Raw genomic sequence first — 20,475 nt, forward strand, 5'->3', positions numbered from 1 at the left:
CGCTACACATCCGGTGTTAGCGCTCAGCAGAAAGTTACGCCGCGGACCACATCCGCGGCGCAACTTCCGCAGCTAGGACGTGAGGACGGCCGCGCTCCAGGGCGCCAGAGCCAGCGAACCGCCGTCAAGCGCGGTCCCCTCGTCCGTGGCCAGCAGGACGTTCCCTGCTGCGTCGAGCCGCACCTTCGCATCGGTGAAATTCACCACCATCTCAACGGAACCGCGGCTGAACCGCAACCAGCCGGCGTCGTCGTCGAACGAAACCTCTGTTCCGCCGAAGCCAAGCCCCGCCAGCTCCGGGTGCTCCCGGCGCAGCGCCGTCAGCGACCGGTACAGCTCCAGGAGCCGCGCGTGGTCTCCCCTGCCGGCTTCGGTCCAGTCCAGCTTGGACCGGCGGAAGGTTTCCGGGTCCTGCGGATCGGGCACGACGGCGGGATCCCACCCCATGCGCTCGAATTCCCTGATGCGACCTTCCGCGGTGGCCTTTCCGAGCTCCGGTTCGGGGTGCGAGGTGAAGAACTGCCACGGCGTGGAGGCCCCGTATTCCTCGCCCATGAACAGCATGGGCGTGAACGGAGAGGTCAGGGTGAGGACCGCGGCCACGGCCAGCTGCCCGTAGGTCAGGGACTGCGAGAGCCTGTCCCCCGTGGCCCGGTTGCCGATCTGGTCGTGGTTCTGGTTGCAGACCACCAGTGCCGCCGGGTGCACCAGCGAGGCGTTGATGGGCCGTCCGTGGTGCCGGCCCCGGAAGCTGGAGTAGCTGCCGTCGTGCAGGAACCCGTCCTTCAACACCTTGGCAAGGACGGCCAGCGATTCGAAGTCCGAGTAGTAGCCGGTGGTTTCGCCGCTGACATTGACGTGTACCGCATGGTGGAAGTCATCGCTCCACTGCCCGGCCAGGCCGTACCCGTTGACGTCCCGGGGGTAGATCAGGCGCGGGTTGTTCAGGTCGGATTCGGCAATCAGGGTCTTGGGCAGCCCTGTCTCGGCCGAAACGGCGTCGCCCAGGGCCCCGAGCTCCTCAAGAATGTGCATTGCGCGCTCGTCCCTCAGCGCGTGCACGGCGTCGAGCCGAAGGCCATCCACACGGTAGTCACGCAGCCACAGGGCGGCGTTGTCCAGGATGTATTCGCGGACGACGTCAGAGCCGGGCCCGTCCAGGTTCACGGAGTCGCCCCAGGTGTTGGCGTCGCCCTGCTTCAGGTAGGGGCCGAACTTGGGCAGGTAGTTGCCGCTGGGCCCGAGGTGGTTGTACACCACGTCCTGGATGACGCCGAGCCCGGCGGCATGGGATGCGTCAACGAACCGCTGGTACGCGGCAGGTCCGCCGTAGCCCTCGTGCACCGTGTACCACTGGACGCCGTCATAGCCCCAGTTGTGTGTTCCGTTGAAGCCGTTGACCGGCAGCAGCTCCACGAAGTCGATGCCCAAGTCCACCAGGTAGCCCAGCTTCTCCACGGCAGCGTCAAGGGTTCCTTCGGGGGTGAAGGTGCCTACGTGGAGTTCGTAGATCACCGACCCCTGCAGGTCCTTGCCGCGCCATCCGGAATCCTGCCACGAGTGGGCGCTTGGATCGTAGGTCCGGGACAGTTCGTGCACGCCGGCGGGGAGCCGGCGCGACCTGGGATCCGGGATGGGAGTGGTGTCCCCGTCCAGCAGGTACCCGTAGTCCACGTCGCCGTCGGCCGGGGCGTCAGGCGCCGTCCACCATCCTTCGGATCCCGGCGCCGTGTCCTTCTTCTCCATGGGGTATTGCCGGCCGTCGGCCAGCAAAACCACCGATGAAACGTCCGGTGCCCACACATCAAACCGTTCAGGCCCAGCATTGACAAGGGTCATGGCTTTTCTCCATCTACGGGTGCCAGCAGGGCCACCGGGTAGGTTCCCAGCAGGTCGGCCACCGCAACCGGACCTGGTCCATAGCCGGCTCCCGTCAGCTCGTCGCGCATGGCAGTGGAGAGGTCGACGGCGGTGTCCCGCCAGCCGTCCCCGGCTTCCAGTCCGGCGGGGAGCCGGGTGGCAAGCGTGAGGGCTCCGGAGGCAGCATCCGTTCCGCGGGTGAATGCGAGCAGGTGCCCGGCAGCCGGGCCGGTGGCTGGCACCGGCGCGTATCCCTGGAACAGCTCCGGCCGGTCCCGGCGCAGGCGGAGGGCCCGCGAGGTGACCAAAAGCTTGCTGGCCTCTGTGCCCGCGTCCGGCAAGGTGCCGGCGTCGAGCTTTGCCAGCTCAGCCTCCCGGGCAGTAAAGTCCACCGGCCGGCGGTTGTCCGGGTCCGTCAGGGACCGTTCCCAGAATTCGCTGCCCTGGTAGACGTCCGGCACGCCGGGCATGGTCAGCTGGACCAGCTTGGCGGATACGGAGTTGGAAGCGGCATAAGCATCAATGCGGGCCACGAAGTCACCCACCACCTTGGCCACCGCGGCATCGTCGAAAACTGCGTCCACCGCAGCCTTGACCTTGGCCTCAAAAGCCTCGTTCGGATCCGTCCATTTCGTGGAGTTGCCGGCCTCCCGGGCCGCCTTCTCGGCGTAGCCCTGCAGCCGTTCCCGGCTGGCAGGCCACGCGCCGACGATCGCCTGCCACAGCAGGTTCTCGTACGGGCCGTCGGGGATCGGCGCCAGCCCGCGAAGGGTATCCAGCGTTTCCGCCCACTCCTGCGGCAGCTCGGCGATGACCGAGATCCGTGCCCGGGCGTCCTCGCTGCGCTTGGTGTCATGGGTGGACAGAGTGGTCATGGACAGCGGCAGGTCCTGCTGGCGCCGCTGCATCCGCCGGTGGAATTCCTCCGGCGCCACGGCGAATTCGGTAGGTTCGGCGCCCACCTCGGTCAGGGTGCCCAGCCGGGTGTAGCGGTAAAAGGCTGTGTCCTCGACACCTTTGGCCATGACCATGCCGGAGGTCTGCTGGAACCGGATGGCGATGGGATTGGCAGGATCCAGGAGCAGCGGAAGGAGGGTTCCCACCGCCACGTCCAGGTCCGGCCGGTGCGCGGCGGCTGACTCGCAGGCTTCCTTGAGGACGTCGGCGCCGACCGGCAGGTAGGACCTGTATACGGGGAAGGACGCGATGATCTCGGCGATGGCGTCGGCCGCCTGGTCCACGGTGAGACCGTGGGACTCGGGAACCAGCCGGGCCAGCCGCAGCACCTCCGAACGCAGGATGCCGTCGGCAATCATGCGCTTGGTGCCGCGGATCATGGCGGCATAGTCTGCCGGTTCCGTGGTTCCACGCAGCGCAGCGTCCAGGGAGTCCAGGGCCTGTTGCCCCGCCGGGTCCACGAAGACCCGGTCCACGTCGGCCAGGGCGTCGTATCCGGTGGCGCCCTCGCACGCGAACTCCTGCGGCAGCACCTCGCCCGGTTCAAGGATCTTCTCCACCAGGACGTACGCGCCGCCGCTGAGGTCCTTGAGCCAGCGGAGATAGCCGGCGGGATCGGCCAGACCGTCCGGGTGGTCCACGCGGAGCCCGTCCACCAGGCCTTCGGTGAACCAGCGGCCCACCTCGGCATGGGCCTTCTCGAAGACGGACGGCACTTCCACCCGGATCCCGGCGAGGGTGGTCACCGCGAAGAAGCGCCGGTAGTTCAACTCGCCATCGGCACGGCGCCAGTCCATCAGCTCGTAGTGCTGGCGGGCGTGGACGTCCTGCGGGGAATCCCCTTCGCTGTATGTTCCTTCGGCAAGGGGGAACCGGTGGTCGTAGTAGCGGAGTTCGCCGTCCTTGACCTCCAGCTTGTCCAGGTCCGCGTCCGAGCCCAGCATGGGAAGCCGGACCTTTCCGCCGCCCAGGTCCCAGTCGACGTCGAACGCTTCGGCGTAGGGCGAGTCGCGGCCTTCCTTCAGCAGGGACCACCACCACGGGTTTTGCGGCGGGGAGGCCACGCCGACGTGGTTGGGCACGATGTCCACCAGGACGCCCATGCCGTGCTCGCGGGCCGCCCTGGAGAGCGCCAGGAGGCCTTCGGGGCCGCCTCGGTCCGGGTCCACGGCGGAGGGGTCGGTCACGTCATAGCCGTGGTCCGAACCCTGCTCCGCGGTGAGGATGGGAGACAGGTACACCCAGTCCACGCCGAGGTCCTTCAGGTACGGGACCTTCTCTGCAGCGTCGAAGAGGGTGAAGCTGCTCCGGATTTGGAGCCGGTAGGTGGAAGTTGGCGTCCTCATGCGTCGGTTGCCTTTGTGGCACTCGTTTCGGTTGCCTTTTCCTCAGCCGCTGCCGTAGCGTCGGCGGCTTCGGTTGCCCGTGCTTCGCTCGCTTCCGCTGCCTTGGTCTGGGCCTCCACCATCTCCTCCTGGGCCTCTTCGTGTTCGGCCATGGAGGCCAGGGACGCGGCCGCCGACGTATCCACCTCAGCCTCGGGGCCGGAGTAGGCGCGCAGTACCACCATCGACTTTGCGTCCAGTGCCAGGGTTGCGCCGGCTTTGAGCGGTTCGTAGGCGTCGGCCTGCGCTGCCGTATCGATCAGGACTTCCCAGTACTGGGAGTACTCGTCGGAAGGCAGGCAGAAGTCCACGGCGTCGTCGTGCGCGTTGAACGCCATGATGAAGCTGTCGTCGGTGATGCGCCGGCCGCGTGAATCCTGCTCCTGGATGCCATCGCCGTTGTAGAACACGCCGATGGTCCGGCCGAAGCCGCTTCCCCAGTCTTCGGGCCGCATCTCGGTGCCGTCGGTCTTCAGCCAGACGATGTCCGGGAGCTTTTCGCCCTCACCACGTACCACCGGCCGGCCGTCGAAGAAGCGGCTGCGGCGGAACGTGGGGTGGTCGTGCCGGAGCTTATTGACGAATGCGGTGAACTCCACCAGCGGCTGGTCCATGGCTTCCCAGTGGATCCAGCTGAGCTCGGAGTCCTGGCAATAGGTGTTGTTGTTTCCCTGCTGGGTGCGGCCCAGCTCGTCGCCGTGCAGCAGCATGGGTACGCCCTGGGAGAGCAACAGCGTGGCGATGAAGTTCCGCTGCTGGCGCGCCCGCAGCGTCAGGACCTTGTCATCGTCCGTGTCGCCTTCAACGCCGCAGTTCCAGGACCGGTTGTGCGATTCGCCGTCGTTGTTGCCTTCGCCGTTGGCCTCGTTGTGCTTCTCGTTGTAGGAGACGAGGTCGCGCATGGTGAAGCCGTCGTGGGCGGTGACAAAGTTAATCGAGGCCACCGGGCGCCGGGCGGAGCTTTCGTAAAGGTCCGCGGAGCCGGTCAGGCGGGACGCGAATTCGCCAAGGGTGGCGGGTTCGCCGCGCCAGAAGTCACGGACGGTGTCGCGGTACTTACCGTTCCATTCCGTCCACTGCGGCGGGAAGTTGCCCACCTGGTAGCCGCCGGGGCCGACGTCCCACGGTTCGGCGATCAGCTTGACCTGGGAAACAATCGGATCCTGCTGGATCAGTTCGAAGAAGGTTGAGAGCTTGTCGACGTCGTAGAACTCGCGGGCCAGGGTGGAGGCGAGGTCGAAGCGGAAGCCGTCCACGTGCATCTCGGTGACCCAGTAGCGCAGGGAATCCATCAGCAACTGGAGGGAGTGCGGGTGGCGGACGTTCAGCGAGTTGCCCGTGCCCGTGTAGTCCATGTAGTGCTTGAGGTCGTTGTCCACCAGGCGGTAGTAGGCCTGGTTGTCGATGCCCTTGAAGGACAGCGTGGGGCCCAGGTGGTTGCCTTCGGCGGTGTGGTTGTAGACGACATCGAGGATCACTTCGATGCCGGCGCGATGCAGGTCGCGGACCATCGCCTTGAATTCCTGGACCTGATGCCCGACGTCGCCGGTGGCGCTGTAAGTGTTCTGTGGGGCGAAGAAGCCGATGGTGTTGTAGCCCCAGTAGTTGTTGAGCCCCTTCTCCACCAGGGTGCCGTCATTAACGAACTGGTGGACGGGCATGAGCTCGATGGCGGTGGCACCGAGTTTTTTCAGGTGCTCAATCACGGCCGGATGCGCCACGCCTGCGTACGTGCCGCGTTGCTCTTCGGGGATCTCCGGGTGGAGTTCGGTGAGGCCCTTGACGTGGGCTTCGTAGATGACGGACTGGTGGTAGGGAATCCGCAGCTGGCGGTCGCCGTCCCACTCGAAGAAGGGGTTGATGACCACGCCGTGCATGGTGTGCGGGGCGGAGTCGGCGTCGTTGCGGGAGTCCGGGTCACCAAACTCGTACGAGAACAGGGCCGGGTCCCAGTCGATCTGGCCCTGGATGGCCTTGGCGTAGGGATCCATCAGCAGCTTGTTCGGGTTGAAACGGTTGCCGCTGGCGGGGTCGTACGGACCGTGCACGCGGTAGCCGTACTTCTGGCCGGGCTGGATGTGCGGCAGGTAGCAGTGCCACACGTAGCCGTCCACCTCGGTCAGCTCGATCCTGGTCTCGGTCAGGTCATCAGCCAGGAGGCAGAGTTCGACCCGTTCGGCCCGCTCGCTGAACAGGGCGAAATTGGTGCCGGTGCCATCAAAGGTCGCTCCCAGCGGATAGGCAGTTCCAGGCCAGACTTCCATCGTGCTCCTCATTTTGTGTCAGCAGCAGAGGGCATCGGAACGCCCCTGCTGCTGGTGCGAACTAATGCCTACCGTAGTGGTTGGCTGTGACTATTACGTTTCCACGCTCCATATTTACTAAGCATGCTGACTTTACCCCAACTTTCGGGTATGGCATCCGCGATGCGGCCCGCGGTGATGGGTCCGCCTGCCGCCGCTTCCGACGCCGACCTGCCCGCGCGGCCATGGAGAGCGGCTCCCAGCGCGGCCAGCGCGGCCCAGCGGTCGTCGTCGTCAACGCCAAGCTCCCGGAAAGGCTCGACGACGGACCCCGCCTGGGCCAGCAGCGCCCCAATGACGCCGGCCAGGACGTCCCCGCTCCCGGCCGTGGCCAGCCAGGGGGTGCCGTCCGCTTGGCTGAAGGTGGCGCCTGATGGTGCGGCCACAAGGGTGGTGGCCCCCTTGAGCAGTACGGTGGCCCCGGTATGGTCCGCAGCGTTGTGGACGGCGGCGAGGGTGCCCGCTTCCACCGCTTCCCGGTCCTCCCCGCCGCCCAGTCGCTGGAACAGCGACGCGAGCTCCCCGGCATGCGGGGTCAGCACCACGTGCGGCGCCAGCGTGTCCGGAAGGGCCGGCAACGCGCCGGCGTCGGCAACCACCGGCAGCCCGGAATCAATGGCGTCCCGGGCACGGGCCAATTGTTCGTGATCCTGCGGCCCCATTCCCGAGCCCACCAGCCAGGCCTGCACGCGGTTTTCCGCCACGCTTCCCGTGCTGCAGACAACCTCGGGGCACGTTTGGCGGACCAGGTGCGCCACAGCCGGCGGACCGAGGTACCGGACCATGCCCGCTCCCGCGGCCAGCGCGCCCCGGCACGCGAGAACGGCGGCGCCAGGGTAATCCTCCGACCCTGCCACCACGCCGAGTACACCCCGTGAGTACTTCTGCGCACGCCGGGCGGGGTGCGGCAAAAGGCCCGCCATCTCGGCACCTTCGAGTCTGCGCAGGGACGGCCGCGGAAAGTGCTCCTCAATCCCGATCGGCACCACCACCACGCGCCCGCTGAAGTCGGCCCCCGGATCGGCCAGCAGCCCGGCCTTCGCTCCCCCGAACGTGACGGTCAGGTCCGCCGGCAACACGGGCAGGGCGGCCTCTCCCGTGTCCGCGTCCACACCGCTGGGGAGGTCGCAGGCCACCACGAAGCCGTGGCCGCCTTCGGCCGTGCGTGCCCTTTCGAGGGCACGCACGAGGTCTCCAGCAAGTCCCCGCAGGCCGCCTTTAGCCCCGGTTCCCAGCACGGCGTCAATCACGACGTCGGCCCGGGCGGCTTCGGCCGCCAGTTCCGGAAGTTCCGCCTTAGTGAGCCGTCGCGCCCGGCCACCGGTGCGCTCGAATGCGTCCAGGCCGCCCGGATGGGCGGAATCGCCGGTGAGCACCGTCGTCGTACGCATTCCGCGGGCGGCGAGGAAGGAGGCCGCGTACAGGCCGTCGCCGCCGTTATTCCCCTTCCCGGCCAGCACCACCACGCTGGCCCCGTACAGGCGTGCGCCGCGTGATTGGAGTTCCTGGACGACGGCGTTTGCCAGGCCGTGCGCGGCGCGCTGCATGAGTGTGTCCCCCATGCCGGCGGCCAGGAGGGGTTCCTCGGCTGCGCGGACCTGCGTTCCTGTGTAGGCAGTGATCATGCGGCGGCCGCCGGGTCAGCCTTCGGCCAGGACCGTTGCCGTGGCAATGCCGCCGTCGTGGCTGATGGACAGGTGCCAGCGCTTGACGCCTTTGGCCTCGGCAACCGCCAGGACGGTGCCCTTGACCTGGACGGTGGGGCCGTTGTGGTCGAGGCCGATCCAGCAGTCCTGCCAGTTCATGCCTGCAGGCGCCCCGAGGACCTTGGCGACGGCTTCCTTTGCCGCGAACCGGGCAGCCAGGGACCGGGTGTTCAGTTCCCGCTCCGCAGGGACGAACAGCCGGTCCCGCAGGCCGGGCGTGCGCTCCAGTTGGCGGCCGAATCGTTCGATGTCTACTACGTCTACCCCAATGCCTACGATCATGCGGTTCAGTCTACGGGGGCGGTCATGGCGGGAAGGCGGCGCACGCCGTGGTTCGGCCGGGATATCGACCTTGTCCGCCATCAGCGCAACACCTGGTTTTGGCATCGGCGTGTTAACGCCGGAAGCCCCAGGCGTCGGGCCCGGGGCTTCCAGCTGTTCGGTGGCGAACCGTTTATTCGACTGTGACGCTCTTGGCCAGGTTGCGGGGCTGGTCCACGTCGTACCCCTTGGCTGCTGCCAGCTCTGCGGCGAAAATCTGCAGCGGCACCGTGGTCAGCAGCGGCATGAGCAGGGTGGGGGTTTCGGGGACGTAGAAGACGTACTCGGCGTAGGCCTTGACGGCTTCGTCGCCTTCCTCTGCGATGACCAGGGTGCGGGCGCCGCGGGCGCGGACTTCCTGGATGTTGGAGACCACCTTGGCGTGCAGCGAGTCGCGTCCGCGCGGGGACGGGACCACCACGAACACCGGCTGGCCTTCATCGATCAGGGCGATGGGGCCGTGCTTGAGCTCACCGGCGGCGAAGCCCTCAGCGTGGATGTACGCGATCTCCTTGAGCTTCAACGCGCCTTCGAGTGCCACGGGATAGCCAACGTGGCGGCCAAGGAACAGCACTGACTTCTCGTTGGCCATGCTGCGGGCCAGTTCGCGCAGCGGGCCGGCGCTGTCGAGGATGGTCTGGATCTTGGCGGGGATCTTGTTCAGGTCCGCCAGGACGTCCTTGATTTGGCCGGAGAAGATGTTGCCGCGCAGCTGCGCCAGGTACAGGCCCAGCAGGTAGGCGGCGGTGATCTGCGCAAGGAACGCTTTGGTGGAGGCGACGGCGATTTCCGGGCCGGCGTGCGTGTACAGGACGGCATCGGATTCGCGCGGGATGGTGGAGCCGTTGGTGTTGCAGATGGAGATGGTCTTGGCGCCCTGTTCGCGGGCGTACCTGACGGCCATCAGGGTGTCCATGGTTTCGCCGGACTGGCTGATGGACACCACCAGGGTGTTCTCGTCCAGGATCGGGTCGCGGTAGCGGAACTCGTGTGCGAGCTCCACTTCGGTGGGGATCCGGCACCAGTTCTCGATGGCGTACTTGGCCACCATGCCCGCGTAGGCGGCGGTGCCGCAGGCCAGCACGATGATCTTGTTGACCTGCTTCAGCAGTTCCGGATCGATCCGGAGCTCGTCCAGGGTCAGCTTGCCCTTGATGTCCGAGCGTCCCAGCAGGGTCTGGGCCACGGCGTCGGGCTGGTCGTTGATCTCCTTCTCCATGAAGGAGGAGAAGCCGCCCTTTTCCGCCGAGGCCGGATCCCAGTCAACGTGGTATTCCTTGCCCTGGGCCGGGTTGCCGTAGAAATCGGTGATTTCCACGGTGTCCGCGGTGATGGTGACGATTTGGTCCTGGCCCAGCTCCACCGCCCGGCGGGTGTAGTCGATGAACCCGGACACGTCCGAGCCCAGGAAGTTCTCCCCCTCACCCAAGCCCACCACCAGCGGTGAGTTGCGGCGGGCGGCCACGACGACGTCGGGCTGGTCCGCGTGCACGGCCAGCAGGGTGAAGGCGCCCTCAAGGCGCTGGCAGGCCAGCTCCATGGCACGGGTCAGGCCACCGTTGGCGGTGTCGCCGCCCAACTGGTTCCGCAGGATGTCCGCCAGCAGTGCGGCGGCCACCTCGGTGTCCGTTTCGGACAGGAAGGTGACGCCCTTTTCGAGCAGCTCAAGCTTGAGCTCGGCGAAGTTTTCGATGATGCCGTTGTGGATCACGGCCAGCTTGCCACCGTCAGCCAGATGCGGGTGCGCGTTGCGGTCCGTGGGGCCGCCGTGCGTCGCCCAGCGGGTGTGCCCGATGCCGGTCATCGTTTCGGGCAGCGGCCGGGCCTCCAGCTCATTGATCAGGTTGCTCAGCTTCCCGGACTTCTTCCGCGATTCGATGGCACCCTCGGACACCACGGCCACCCCGGCAGAGTCGTACCCGCGGTACTCCAGGCGGCGCAGCCCCTCCAGGACAACGTCCAACGCGCTGTGACCGTTAATTGCACCGTCGGTCGAACGGCCTACGTAACCCACGATTCCACACATAGTCACAAGACTATCGGCAGCGTGCCTGTTGCTCTAAACCGGAAAGCACCCGCGCGCGGCCCACGTGACGTACGTCGCCGCGCTGAACAGGACCGTCATTTCGTGATGCGCCGGGCGGGGGGCAGAATCTTTAGCGTGACTTCGCAACGCAATGAAGCGAACGGGGAGGGTGCCTCGCCGTTCGTGGAGCTGGACCGGCATACCTGGTCCCGGCTCGCAGCCCAGATGGAACAGCCCCTTAATGAAGAGGATGTGCTGCGCCTTCGCGGGCTCGGTGATCCCTTGGACATCAACGAGGTCAGGGATGTCTACCTGCCCCTGTCACGGCTCCTGCACCTGTATGTGGAGGCGGCCGGGCAACTGCACGCAGCCACCACCACTTTCCTGGGTGAACAGACCCAGCGCACCCCCTTTGTGATCGGCGTGGCCGGGTCCGTTGCCGTGGGCAAGTCCACCATCGCCCGCGTGCTGCGCGAGATGTTGCGCCGCTGGCCTGGTACTCCCAATGTGGAACTGATTACCACTGACGGTTTCCTGTATCCCCTGGCTGAGCTGAAGCGCCGGCAGCTGCTTGACCGGAAGGGGTTCCCGGAGTCCTATGACCGCCGGGCGCTCCTGCGCTTCGTGAGCGAAATCAAGGGCGGGGCCGAGGAAGTGCGGGCGCCCTGGTACTCCCACGTCACCTACGACATCGTGCCGGAAAAGGAAGTGGTGGTGCGCCGGCCGGATGTGTTGATCGTGGAGGGGCTGAACGTGCTGGCCCCTGCCCGGCCGCGGCATGACGGACGCCAGGGGCTGGCGCTGAGCGACTTCTTCGACTTCTCCATCTACGTCGACGCCAAGACTTCCTATATCGAAGAGTGGTACGTGGACCGGTTCCGGAAGCTGAGGAGCACGGCGTTCGCGCAGCCGGAATCCTACTTCCACCGTTACGCCACCCTGTCCGATGAGGAAGCCGAGAGCACCGCCCGGGACATCTGGAAGCGGATTAATGAGCCCAACCTGGAGGAGAACGTCCTGCCCACCAGGGGACGGGCGCAGTTGGTGCTGACCAAAGAGGCAGACCATTCCATCCGCCGCATGCTGCTGCGGAAGGTCTAGCACACGTGTGCTACCAATGCGGATCGGCCACGCGCCGCAGCTTCGCCCGGTTCCTCGCGGCCGGGGCCGGGCTGACTGTCCTGGCAGCCTGCACGCCGGAGGCACCACCGGCGGCGCCGTCGTCGTCCGCTGCTCTTTCCTCCGCTTCGCCGTCCCCCGCTGCCGCCACAGCGTCGGCGGGCCCGACGGCGGAGGCGGCCACAGTGGGCCAGTCGCCGGAAACACAGTCCCCCACGCCATCGCCGTCGGCTACGCTGGCGCGGCAGTTTTCGCTTGATGACCCGGCGAGCCAGTGGGTCATCGTCAACAAGCACCGTCCCCTGAAGCCGGCGGATTACGTGCCGGCTGATTTGGCGCGTCCCGCCGTCGCCATTTCCGCCTCGGGCGAAGCAACGCTGCTGAACAGCACGACGGCGGCAGCCGCCGAGGCGATGTTCGCGGCTGCCGCGCAGGATGGCGTAGCCATGGTCCTGGCCAGCGGCTACCGGTCCTACAGCACGCAGGTGACCACCTACAACGGGTACGTCGCCGCACGCGGACAAGCCGACGCCGACACCGCCAGTGCGCGGCCCGGCCACTCGGAGCACCAGACGGGATGGGCCTTCGACATCGGGGACGGCGGCGGTGCCTGTAGCTTCCAGCCGTGTTTCGCTGACCAGCCGGCGGCCACCTGGGCGAAGGCGAACGCCTACCGGTTCGGTTTCGTGGTCCGGTATCCGTGGATGCTGCACCCCATCACGGGCTACTACTACGAGCCGTGGCACCTCCGGTTCGTGGGGGTTGAGGCGGCCACGGACATGCTGAACCGGGGCATCGGCACACTGGAGGAATACTTCGGCCTGGAAGCGGCGCCGGGCTATTCCTGAACGTCGAACGCCCTATTCCAGTTCCGGACACGCGACGAAAATTTACCGGCGCGTCATTCACTGCCATGGCTCCGTGGGCTAGCGTGAGTCCCATGCTGACAGGATTCAAGAATTTCATCATGAAAGGCAACGTCGTTGACCTTGCCGTCGCTGTTGTCATGGGTACTGCCTTCGGCGCGGTTGTCACCGCACTGGTGAACAAGGTGCTTATGCCGTTCATTGCAGGTCTTGTTGGCTCGCCCAACTTTGACAGCTTTGCCAGGGTGGACTTCAACGGCAACGCCGTGGAGTTCGGGGTGCTGCTGACCGCGATCGTCAACTTCCTGCTGATTGCTGCCGCCATCTACTTCGTTGTGGTTATGCCGATGAATCACATGATCGAGCGCCGCAACCGGCGGCTGGGCATCGACAAGAACGTCAAGGAGGAGGCTGCGGAGGATCCTCAGGTTGCGCTCCTGACCGAAATCCGTGACGCCCTTAAGGACCGCGCAGTCTAGGTCCTTCCCGAAACGCAAGTGGCCCGCTTCCCTTTGGGAGGCGGGCCAAATTTCTTTTGACGTTCAGTTTGAGGCGAGCTCGAGGGCGAACTCCGTCCGGACCACCTGGGCAAGGTGTCCGCGATGGAGTCGGGCCACTCCACGCTGGTCACCGTCCACGATGTTGTGAATACCTGCGGATCTTGCTCAGGATCGGGGCAATTTCTGACAAATTTCTCCAATAAGTCCCCGAGCCCTATTAGGCTCAGTGCACCGCAGCCGCAATGGGGAGGCCGCGGAACCATAGCTGCAGATGTTGAGTCTGCAACTCTCTGGAAGGCTTTTGATGAAACTTCGCCAGCAGTCAACGTCAATTGACATTGAACGGGTAATCCTGGTCCCGATCATGGCGCTCTTGCTGATGTGGGCGGTCTCCGCACTGTTTTCGGGCTCGAAGGTCGCTTCGACTTCTGCCTTTGTCACCGGGTTGCACGTCTCCTACCAAGTACTGATGACTGTCTTTTATCTGATGGCCGTCTACTTCCTTTTGACCAGGAGTTCCGCAAGCGCCCGGAGCGGACGCATTGCTCCCACAGTCGCGGCCTACGTCGGAACCTTTCTGCCTTTCCTGCTCGCGTTTGCCGGCGGGACGGAAGTATCTGAAGGCGTCGCTTCATTTGCGGTGGGGCTCATGACCTTGGGGATGGTTTTCACTGTCTGGTCCCTGACGACGCTTGGTAAGAGTTTCGGCGTGGAGCCCCAGGTAAGAACTCTCGTACAGCACGGCCCCTATCGGCTGATCCGCAACCCTCTTTACGTTGGAGAAGTGATCACCCTGATCGGGGCATTGTGCTTCAGCCCCACTCTGCTGAAGACGGCAATCCTTGTGGCACTGGCAGCCGTTCAGGCATACCGTGCAATTCAAGAGGAGAAGCTACTAGCGGATAACCTGCCCGAATATGCCGCATACAAGCTGCGGACTGCGCGGTTCGTGCCCGGCTTGTTCTGACGACGCTGCCGCTCCTGGGGGATCGCGAGTTGCGTGCACCCAACCGGACGTCGCCCGCCTCCTAATCAGGAGGCGGGCCAGATCATTAACTTCTAGTTTGAGGCGAGTTCCAGTGCGAGTTCTGCCCGGACCACCTGTGCCAGGTGCTCGGCGATTGATTGGGCGGTTTCCTCGTCGGCGGCCTCGACCATCACCCGGACCACGGGCTCGGTTCCGGAGGGGCGAAGAAGGACGCGGCCGGTGTCGCCGAGCGCTGCTTCCGCCGCCCCCACTGCTTGGGCCAGCACATCGTTGCTGCCCACCTTGCTGCGGTCCACGCCCTTCACGTTGATGAGGACCTGCGGGAGCTTGGTCATCACGGTGGCCAGTTCCTTGAGCGGCTTCCCGGTGAGGGCCACCTGCGCCGCGAGCTGCAGGCCGGTGAGGAGGCCGTCACCGGTGGTGGCGTACTCGGAGAAGATCACGTGACCGGATTGTTCACCGCCGAGGTTGTAGCCGCCGTCGCGCATGCCTTCAAGGACGTACCTGTCCCCCACGGCGGTCTCCACGATGGTGATGCCGGCGTCGCGGAGCGCGATCTTGAGTCCCAGGTTACTCATAACGGTGGCCACGAGGACGTCGTCCTTTAGCTTTCCGGATTTCTTGAGCGCGACTGCGAGGATGGCCATGATCTGGTCGCCGTCCACTTCGTTGCCTTCGTGGTCCACGGCCAGGCAGCGGTCGGCGTCGCCGTCGTGGGCGATACCCAGGTCCGCGCCATGCTTGACCACCGCCTCCTTGAGCGGACCCAGGTGGGTGGAGCCGACGCCGTCGTTGATGTTCAGGCCGTCGGGGTCGGCGCCGATGACGATGAGGCGGGCGCCGGCGTCCTTGAAGAGTTGGGGTGAGCAGCCACTGGCGGCACCGTTGGCGCAGTCCAGGACCACAGTCAGGCCGTCCAGGCGGTGCGGCAACGTGCGCAGGAGGTGGACGATATAGCGGTCCTCAGCATCGGAGAAGCGCTGGATGCGGCCCACGTCGGCTCCCGTGGGGCGGACGGCTTCCTTGCTCATCTGGGCTTCAATGGCGTCCTCAACCTCGTCCGGCAGCTTCTGGCCGCCACGGGCGAAGAACTTAATGCCGTTGTCCGGCGCCGGGTTGTGGGACGCCGAAATCATGACGCCGAAGTCGGCATCCAGGTCCGCCACGAGGTAGGCCGCGGCCGGGGTGGGCAGGACCCCGGCGTCGTACACGTCGATTCCCGAACTGGAAAGTCCGGCCTCCACTGCGGCGGCGATGAATTCGCCGCTGGCGCGCGGGTCACGTGCCAGCACCGCACGCGGGCGGGAGCCGTTGGAGTTGCGGTCATGGCCGAGCACGACGGCGGCCGCCTGGGCCAGCTGCAGGGCCAGCTCAGCTGTCAGCAAGCCGTTGGCCAACCCCCGGACACCATCAGTTCCAAATAATCTAGACACCGGTCAAGTGTAGAGGATGGGGTTGCTGCAGCTTGAAACGGCTGGCCAGGGCCAGGTTTCCGCGGTACGTTCGCTCGCCTCGCGATCACCCGGCTAGGCCCCGTCAGGCACTAACGGCAAAAGCCCGCCCCGCTGAACAGCGGGACGGGCTTCTGTGTAAGCGGATTTAGCGCTTGGAGTATTGCTGGGCCTTGCGGGCCTTCTTGAGACCGGCCTTCTTACGCTCGATGACACGGGCGTCGCGGGACAGGTAACCGGCCTTCTTCAGGGTGGCGCGGTTGTTCTCGACGTCGATCTCGTTCAGCGAACGGGCGATGCCGAGGCGCAGGGCGCCGGCCTGGCCGGAAATGCCGCCACCGTGGATGCGGGCGATGACGTCGTAGGCGCCTTCGAGATCAAGGATCTTGAAGGGCTCGCTGACGTCCTGCTGGTGCAGCTTGTTGGGGAAGTAGTTCGCCAGCTCGCGGCCGTTGATGGTCCACTTGCCGGAGCCGGGCACAACGCGGACGCGTGCAACGGCTTCCTTGCGGCGGCCAACAGCTGCGCCGGCAACGGTCAGGGCCGGGCGTTCCTTCTTGGGAGCAGCTTCGGAAGCTGAGCTCTCAGAGGTGTAGCTGGTCAGGTTTTCCTCGGCCTCGACGGCCTCGGTGGTCTCTTCGTTCTGAGCCACGATTCTCCTTGTATAGATAAGTTGTTTGGTGGCCAGGACTACTGGGCGACCTGGGTGATTTCGAAAGTCTTGGGCTGCTGGGCAGCGTGCGGGTGCTCAGCACCGCGGTACACCTTCAGCTTGCCCAGCTGCTGTGCAGCGAGGGAGTTCTTGGGGAGCATGCCCTTGATGGCCTTCTCAACGGCGCGGACCGGGTTGCTTTCCAGCAGTTCCGCGTAGTTGACGGAGGTCAGGCCGCCCGGGTAGCCGGAGTGGCGGTATGCGCGCTTCTGCTCCAGCTTGGCGCCGGTGAGGGCAACCTTTTCAGCGTTGATGATGACGACGAAGTCGCCCATGTCCATGTGGGACGCGAAAGTGGCCTTGTGCTTGCCGCGCAGCAGGATTGCGGTCTGGCTTGCAAGACGACCAAGGACAACGTCGGTGGCGTCAATGACGTGCCACTGGCGGTTGATATCGCCGGGCTTCGGGGTGTACGTACGCACGGTGTTTGCCTCGTTCTTGTTCTGGCGTTCTTGTTTAGGTGTCGCTAGCTCGCGCACCTACTGTCTGCGCGCTACCGGAACAGAGGTGAGGGCTCCATGTAACCAGTCATCCTGAGGTTCCGAATGTGCACGTTGAGTAGTTATCCTGCAACCGGATTCTCAAGCGGGCACGCACCATCGGAATAGGACACGCACAACGACTACCTAGATTAGCGCGTCAGGTGGTTCGGGGTCAAAATGAGGTAGCCGGAGGCCGCTGGGGCCGTGCCGGCCCGAGCCAACGCAGGGGGATGCAGTGTTGTCAGCGGGGAACTGGGACCCTAACGCCGCGCTCCTGGTCGTTGGCGCCGCGCTCTTGGGAGCCGTCCTCTCCCCCATCGCCGAGCGACTCATCGCAAAGCTGCTTCCCAGGCTTGGCGAGGTGCCGCGCCTGAAGGCAAGAATTACGTCGGCGGCAGTAACCGCCGTCGCGTGCGGGGCCTTCGCGGCACATTTCGGCAGCGCGCTGAGCCTCCCGGCGTTCCTCTTACTTGCTGTCCTGGGCGTCCAGCTGGCAAGGATCGACGTCGCACTCCATCTCCTGCCGAACCCCCTCGTGTTGATGCTGCTGGCCGGCGGTCTTTTGTTGCTTCTGCTGCCAGGTATATTTGGTAAGGAATCTGGCGATCTCCTCCGCTCAGTCCTGGGAGCTGTCATCTTGTTTGCCGGCTACCTTATTTTGGGACTTATTTCTCCGGGCGGCATCGGAATGGGCGACGTGAAGCTAGCGGCCCCCGTTGGCCTTTACCTGGGGTACCTAGGTTGGAGCCACCTCCTCTACGGAGGGCTCATCGGGTTCATCCTGAATGGCATCGTCACGGTGATTGTCCTGGGCACGAAGGGCCGGAATAAAGCCACCGAAGTGCCCCACGGGCCCTCCATGCTGGGTGCCATCATGGCCGTGACTTTGTCCTTCATTTAGACCCGGATTGGCGCTCTTACCACATCGAGAGCTTCGCCAAGGCATGACTCCAAGTAGTCGGCCGGTTACGGCATGCGGCGCTTGAGTACTTGGCCCGCATATTCGAGTACTTCTTTTGCGCGTACCGCCAAAAAGACGAGTACCACTACGCATTGTTGCCCATGCCACCCAATGACACTCTCTTCTTAGCGAAGCCCAGCCGCTAAATAGTTTATGGGGGCAGCTGGAAATTCGTTGAAATCAAAAGTAATCCAATTTCACCGAATTAAGGAAAATACAATGAATTCTCTCTTGGTCTCAATGACTGCTTTCATCGCAGGCGTCCAGGATCGCTTCAGTCGGGAAGAAAGGGGTGCAACGATGGTCGAGTACGGCATCATGGTGGCCCTGATCGCAGTGGTGGTCATCGTCGCTATCGGACCTCTCGGCATCGCTATACGCGACATGTTCGCAGGTGTCACTGCCGGCATTTAGTGCATCACTGACTGACGCCCGCGCCAGGTCCTGACTAACTCCAGGCCCTGAGGCTTGCCGGCCCCGACGATATTATCTCCGCGGTTCTTCGGGGCCGAGCGCCCTGTTCCCAGACGGACTCAGCGCCCAAGGCATGTTTGTTCTCGCTTTTGTTTCCGGTTCACGCTTCACCGGGAAGGCGAGGGCGACGCCTTGGGCGCTTTCGTCATTTGGGAGCCTGCGCTGAACCTCGGGTTCGCCGTTGCCCTGCTCGCGCCGGTTGCTTTGTGAGAGGCAGCCGGCGAACAGCGTCGACCTCCCGGATCGTTGTGCAAACCTCAGTCCCGGACCTGCTGCTCCCGGCGGCGCCAAGCCACCCACTCTATCCACGTCTCACCCATGCCCATGGCGGCCTGTCGCGTCAGTGCCCAGACACGCCCAGAGGTTCACTGCTGCAAGTAGCCGGGTAGCTGCCAGCACAAGATGCCTGAGTACTTGTCCACGTATTCGAGTACGTCTTTTTATCGCACGGCTAAAAAGACGAGTACCACTACGCATTGTTGCCCATGGCCCCCAGTGACAATCTCTTCTTAGCGAAGTCCAGCCGCTAAAACTTTTACGGGGGCAGCTGGAAATTCGTTGAAATCAGCATCAACTCCAATTTCACCGAATTAAGGAAAATACAATGACTTCTCTCATGGTCTCAATGACTGCTTTCATCGCCGGCGTCAAGGATCGGTTCACCCGCGAAGAAAAGGGAGCAACGATGGTCGAGTACGGCATCATGGTCGCCCTCATCGCAGTGGTGGTCATCGTCGCGATCGGACCTCTCGGCATCGCCATCCGGAACATGTTCCAGGGCGTCACGGCCGGCCTCTAGCCCAAGCCGCGTTGGCCGGCTCTCATGGTGGAAAACCGAGAGCCGGCCAACTCCATTAAACGAACCTACACACACGGTAATCCTCGCAAATCGGCCTGGGAGACGGTTTTGAAAGCGAAACGAAAAGAGCGCGGCGCAGTCGCCGTCGAGATGGCAATGCTACTGCCACTACTGCTTCTCGTAGTGATGGGAACAATCGAATTTGGCCGGGTGCTGAACGTGCAGGTTTCTCTGACCCAGGCCGCAAGGGAGGGCGCACGTTACGCCGCCATCCATTACAAAGAGGCCGGTCTGAATGTAACATCAGCTACCCTCGCCGCCGCACCCTCGCTTTCCGGGCTCCCCGTTGGCGTAACGAACAATGCGGGCAGCTGCGCGGCCAACGCCAACGTGACAGTGACCACCAGGGTCACTTTGCCTTCACTCTCCGGATTTTTGGATGCCGGATTCTTCGGCGCCCCGGGCATCTTTCCGATGACCCTCACAGGAGTAGGAGTTATGAGATGCGGCGGATAGATCGCACGCGAGCGCAAAGTGAGCAACGGACCACCCGAGGAGAAGGGGATGAGCGAGGGGCGGCAACAGTTGTTGTGGCACTTGTTTTGGTCGTCCTCCTCGGCTTTGCCGCCCTGGCTGTCGATGTCGGAGCAATGTATGCCGAAAAGGCCCAGTTGCAGAACGGGGCGGACGCGGCGGCCTTGGCCGTTGCGAATCAGTGTGCCAAAGGCTCCTGCGGGGATTCGTCCGGAACCGGGAACCTCTTCGCCAACAGCAACGCCAATGACGGCACCAGCGGATCCACTGTCACATTTCCCAACGCCACAACCGTGCACGTGGAAACCAAAGCCCGGGCAGCGGGATCGTCGACTGACGGATTTGGGCTGTTCTTTGCACGCGTCATGGGATTCAACTCCACTCAAATCCAAGCGACAGCAGAAGCCTCGTGGGGCGCCGTTTCCGAAGCAACGAGCTTCCCCTGGACCATCAGTGACTGCGTCTTCAAGAAAAACCTCACCGCTTCACAACTGGCGGACTTCAATTCCACGGGCACTTTCACCGGGGATCCGATCCCCAACCACCTCACCCTTCGCTACGACGAGAACACACCCGCGTACCCAGGCTGCGCAGCCCAAAACGGCTATGCACCTGGCGGCTTCGGCTGGCTGGACGCCGGAAGTGACTGCTCCGCCACAATCGATGCGGGTACCGCCATCGTCGGCAGCAAGCCTGGAATTTCCTTGCCACACGTTTGCGACACCATGCCGTCAACCATCAAGGGCACCACAGTCCTGGTTCCCGTCTTTTCATCAGCTGTCTCGCTCAACAACGGCAACAACACCAAATACACGATCGTAGGCTTCCTGGCCTTCAAGGTCACCGGCTACAAGTTCAGCGGCAGCGTCCAGGACCTCGACCCGCTAGCGCCATCCTGCAGTGGAAACTGCCGTGCCGTCCAGGGGTACTTCACTCGCTTTGTGTCCCTCGCCGAGGGGTTGTCTTCGAGCACCATTCCCAACTACGGCGGCTCCGAGGTGTTCCTCAAGAACTAACCGTGCGGGACTTTC

The 20,475-nt window shown here is 64.4% G+C and carries 18 protein-coding genes; 9 read left to right on the forward strand and 9 right to left on the reverse strand.

What is annotated here, in order from left to right; translation table 11 throughout:
- Nucleotides 1-72: 72 nt before the first annotated feature.
- From treZ to glmS, 6 genes are all read right to left on the reverse strand, one after another.
- On the reverse strand, nucleotides 73-1,839 hold the full coding sequence (treZ, locus tag AB4Y79_RS03045) for a malto-oligosyltrehalose trehalohydrolase (RefSeq protein WP_441858650.1): 1,767 nt from the start codon (nucleotides 1,837-1,839) through the stop codon (nucleotides 73-75).
- On the reverse strand, nucleotides 1,836-4,163 hold the full coding sequence (treY, locus tag AB4Y79_RS03050; protein ID WP_441858651.1) for a malto-oligosyltrehalose synthase: 2,328 nt from the start codon (nucleotides 4,161-4,163) through the stop codon (nucleotides 1,836-1,838). The genes treZ and treY overlap by 4 nt, the downstream gene beginning before the upstream one ends.
- On the reverse strand, nucleotides 4,160-6,466 hold the full coding sequence (gene glgX, locus AB4Y79_RS03055) for a glycogen debranching protein GlgX (protein ID WP_441858653.1): 2,307 nt from the start codon (nucleotides 6,464-6,466) through the stop codon (nucleotides 4,160-4,162). The genes treY and glgX overlap by 4 nt, the downstream gene beginning before the upstream one ends.
- 68 nt (nucleotides 6,467-6,534) lie before the next feature.
- On the reverse strand, nucleotides 6,535-8,130 hold the full coding sequence (locus tag AB4Y79_RS03060) for an NAD(P)H-hydrate epimerase (protein WP_441858655.1): 1,596 nt from the start codon (nucleotides 8,128-8,130) through the stop codon (nucleotides 6,535-6,537).
- A 15-nt stretch (nucleotides 8,131-8,145) separates the two neighbouring features.
- On the reverse strand, nucleotides 8,146-8,493 hold the full coding sequence (locus AB4Y79_RS03065) for a holo-ACP synthase (RefSeq protein ID WP_013601780.1): 348 nt from the start codon (nucleotides 8,491-8,493) through the stop codon (nucleotides 8,146-8,148).
- A 172-nt stretch (nucleotides 8,494-8,665) separates the two neighbouring features.
- Nucleotides 8,666-10,558: a glutamine--fructose-6-phosphate transaminase (isomerizing) gene (gene glmS / locus AB4Y79_RS03070; protein WP_441858657.1), complete on the reverse strand. Its 1,893-nt coding sequence runs from the start codon at nucleotides 10,556-10,558 to the stop codon at nucleotides 8,666-8,668.
- A gap of 105 nt (nucleotides 10,559-10,663) precedes the next feature.
- Between glmS and coaA the strand changes: the two genes are divergently transcribed.
- From coaA to AB4Y79_RS03090, 4 genes are all read left to right on the forward strand, one after another.
- The gene (gene coaA, locus AB4Y79_RS03075; protein ID WP_441858899.1) at nucleotides 10,664-11,659 is read left to right on the forward strand and encodes a type I pantothenate kinase; all 996 of its coding nucleotides are present in this window, start codon (nucleotides 10,664-10,666) and stop codon (nucleotides 11,657-11,659) included.
- A gap of 5 nt (nucleotides 11,660-11,664) precedes the next feature.
- Entirely contained in the window at nucleotides 11,665-12,525 is an 861-nt protein-coding gene (locus AB4Y79_RS03080) for a M15 family metallopeptidase (protein ID WP_441858659.1), read from the forward strand.
- Nucleotides 12,526-12,617: 92 nt separating this feature from the next.
- A complete protein-coding gene (gene mscL / locus AB4Y79_RS03085; protein ID WP_441858661.1) occupies nucleotides 12,618-13,022 on the forward strand; it encodes a large conductance mechanosensitive channel protein MscL in 405 nt (134 codons plus the stop codon).
- Between the two features lie 325 nt (nucleotides 13,023-13,347).
- Nucleotides 13,348-14,010, forward strand: coding sequence for a methyltransferase family protein (locus tag AB4Y79_RS03090; protein ID WP_441858663.1), 663 nt, complete (start codon nucleotides 13,348-13,350; stop codon nucleotides 14,008-14,010).
- A 92-nt stretch (nucleotides 14,011-14,102) separates the two neighbouring features.
- On the opposite strand, the gene glmM is transcribed toward AB4Y79_RS03090, so the two are convergent.
- The 3 genes from glmM to rplM form a co-directional block, all read right to left on the reverse strand.
- Nucleotides 14,103-15,464 carry a phosphoglucosamine mutase gene (glmM, locus tag AB4Y79_RS03095; RefSeq protein WP_441858665.1) on the reverse strand — a complete coding sequence of 454 codons (1,362 nt, stop codon included), beginning with the start codon at nucleotides 15,462-15,464 and terminating at the stop codon, nucleotides 14,103-14,105.
- Nucleotides 15,465-15,630: 166 nt separating this feature from the next.
- Entirely contained in the window at nucleotides 15,631-16,134 is a 504-nt protein-coding gene (rpsI, locus tag AB4Y79_RS03100) for a 30S ribosomal protein S9 (RefSeq protein WP_441858667.1), read from the reverse strand.
- Nucleotides 16,135-16,172: 38 nt separating this feature from the next.
- Entirely contained in the window at nucleotides 16,173-16,616 is a 444-nt protein-coding gene (gene rplM / locus AB4Y79_RS03105) for a 50S ribosomal protein L13 (protein ID WP_441858668.1), read from the reverse strand.
- A 295-nt stretch (nucleotides 16,617-16,911) separates the two neighbouring features.
- Here rplM and AB4Y79_RS03110 point away from each other — a divergent pair, with 295 nt between their 5' ends.
- The 5 genes from AB4Y79_RS03110 to AB4Y79_RS03130 all read left to right on the forward strand — a co-directional run bounded on the left by AB4Y79_RS03110 (nucleotide 16,912) and on the right by AB4Y79_RS03130 (nucleotide 20,460).
- The gene (locus AB4Y79_RS03110; RefSeq protein WP_441858670.1) at nucleotides 16,912-17,577 is read left to right on the forward strand and encodes a prepilin peptidase; all 666 of its coding nucleotides are present in this window, start codon (nucleotides 16,912-16,914) and stop codon (nucleotides 17,575-17,577) included.
- Between the two features lie 279 nt (nucleotides 17,578-17,856).
- Nucleotides 17,857-18,051, forward strand: a complete 195-nt coding sequence (locus tag AB4Y79_RS03115; protein WP_441858672.1) for a Flp family type IVb pilin — start codon at nucleotides 17,857-17,859, stop codon at nucleotides 18,049-18,051.
- A gap of 664 nt (nucleotides 18,052-18,715) precedes the next feature.
- On the forward strand, nucleotides 18,716-18,910 hold the full coding sequence (locus tag AB4Y79_RS03120; protein WP_441858674.1) for a Flp family type IVb pilin: 195 nt from the start codon (nucleotides 18,716-18,718) through the stop codon (nucleotides 18,908-18,910).
- Between the two features lie 24 nt (nucleotides 18,911-18,934).
- On the forward strand, nucleotides 18,935-19,426 hold the full coding sequence (locus AB4Y79_RS03125) for a TadE/TadG family type IV pilus assembly protein (RefSeq protein WP_441858676.1): 492 nt from the start codon (nucleotides 18,935-18,937) through the stop codon (nucleotides 19,424-19,426).
- Nucleotides 19,414-20,460, forward strand: coding sequence for a pilus assembly protein TadG-related protein (locus AB4Y79_RS03130; RefSeq protein WP_441858678.1), 1,047 nt, complete (start codon nucleotides 19,414-19,416; stop codon nucleotides 20,458-20,460). The genes AB4Y79_RS03125 and AB4Y79_RS03130 overlap by 13 nt, the downstream gene beginning before the upstream one ends.
- The last annotated feature ends 15 nt before the right edge of the window (nucleotides 20,461-20,475 follow it).

Source organism: Pseudarthrobacter sp. YAF2 (assembly GCF_052113345.1).
Classification (GTDB): domain Bacteria; phylum Actinomycetota; class Actinomycetes; order Actinomycetales; family Micrococcaceae; genus Arthrobacter.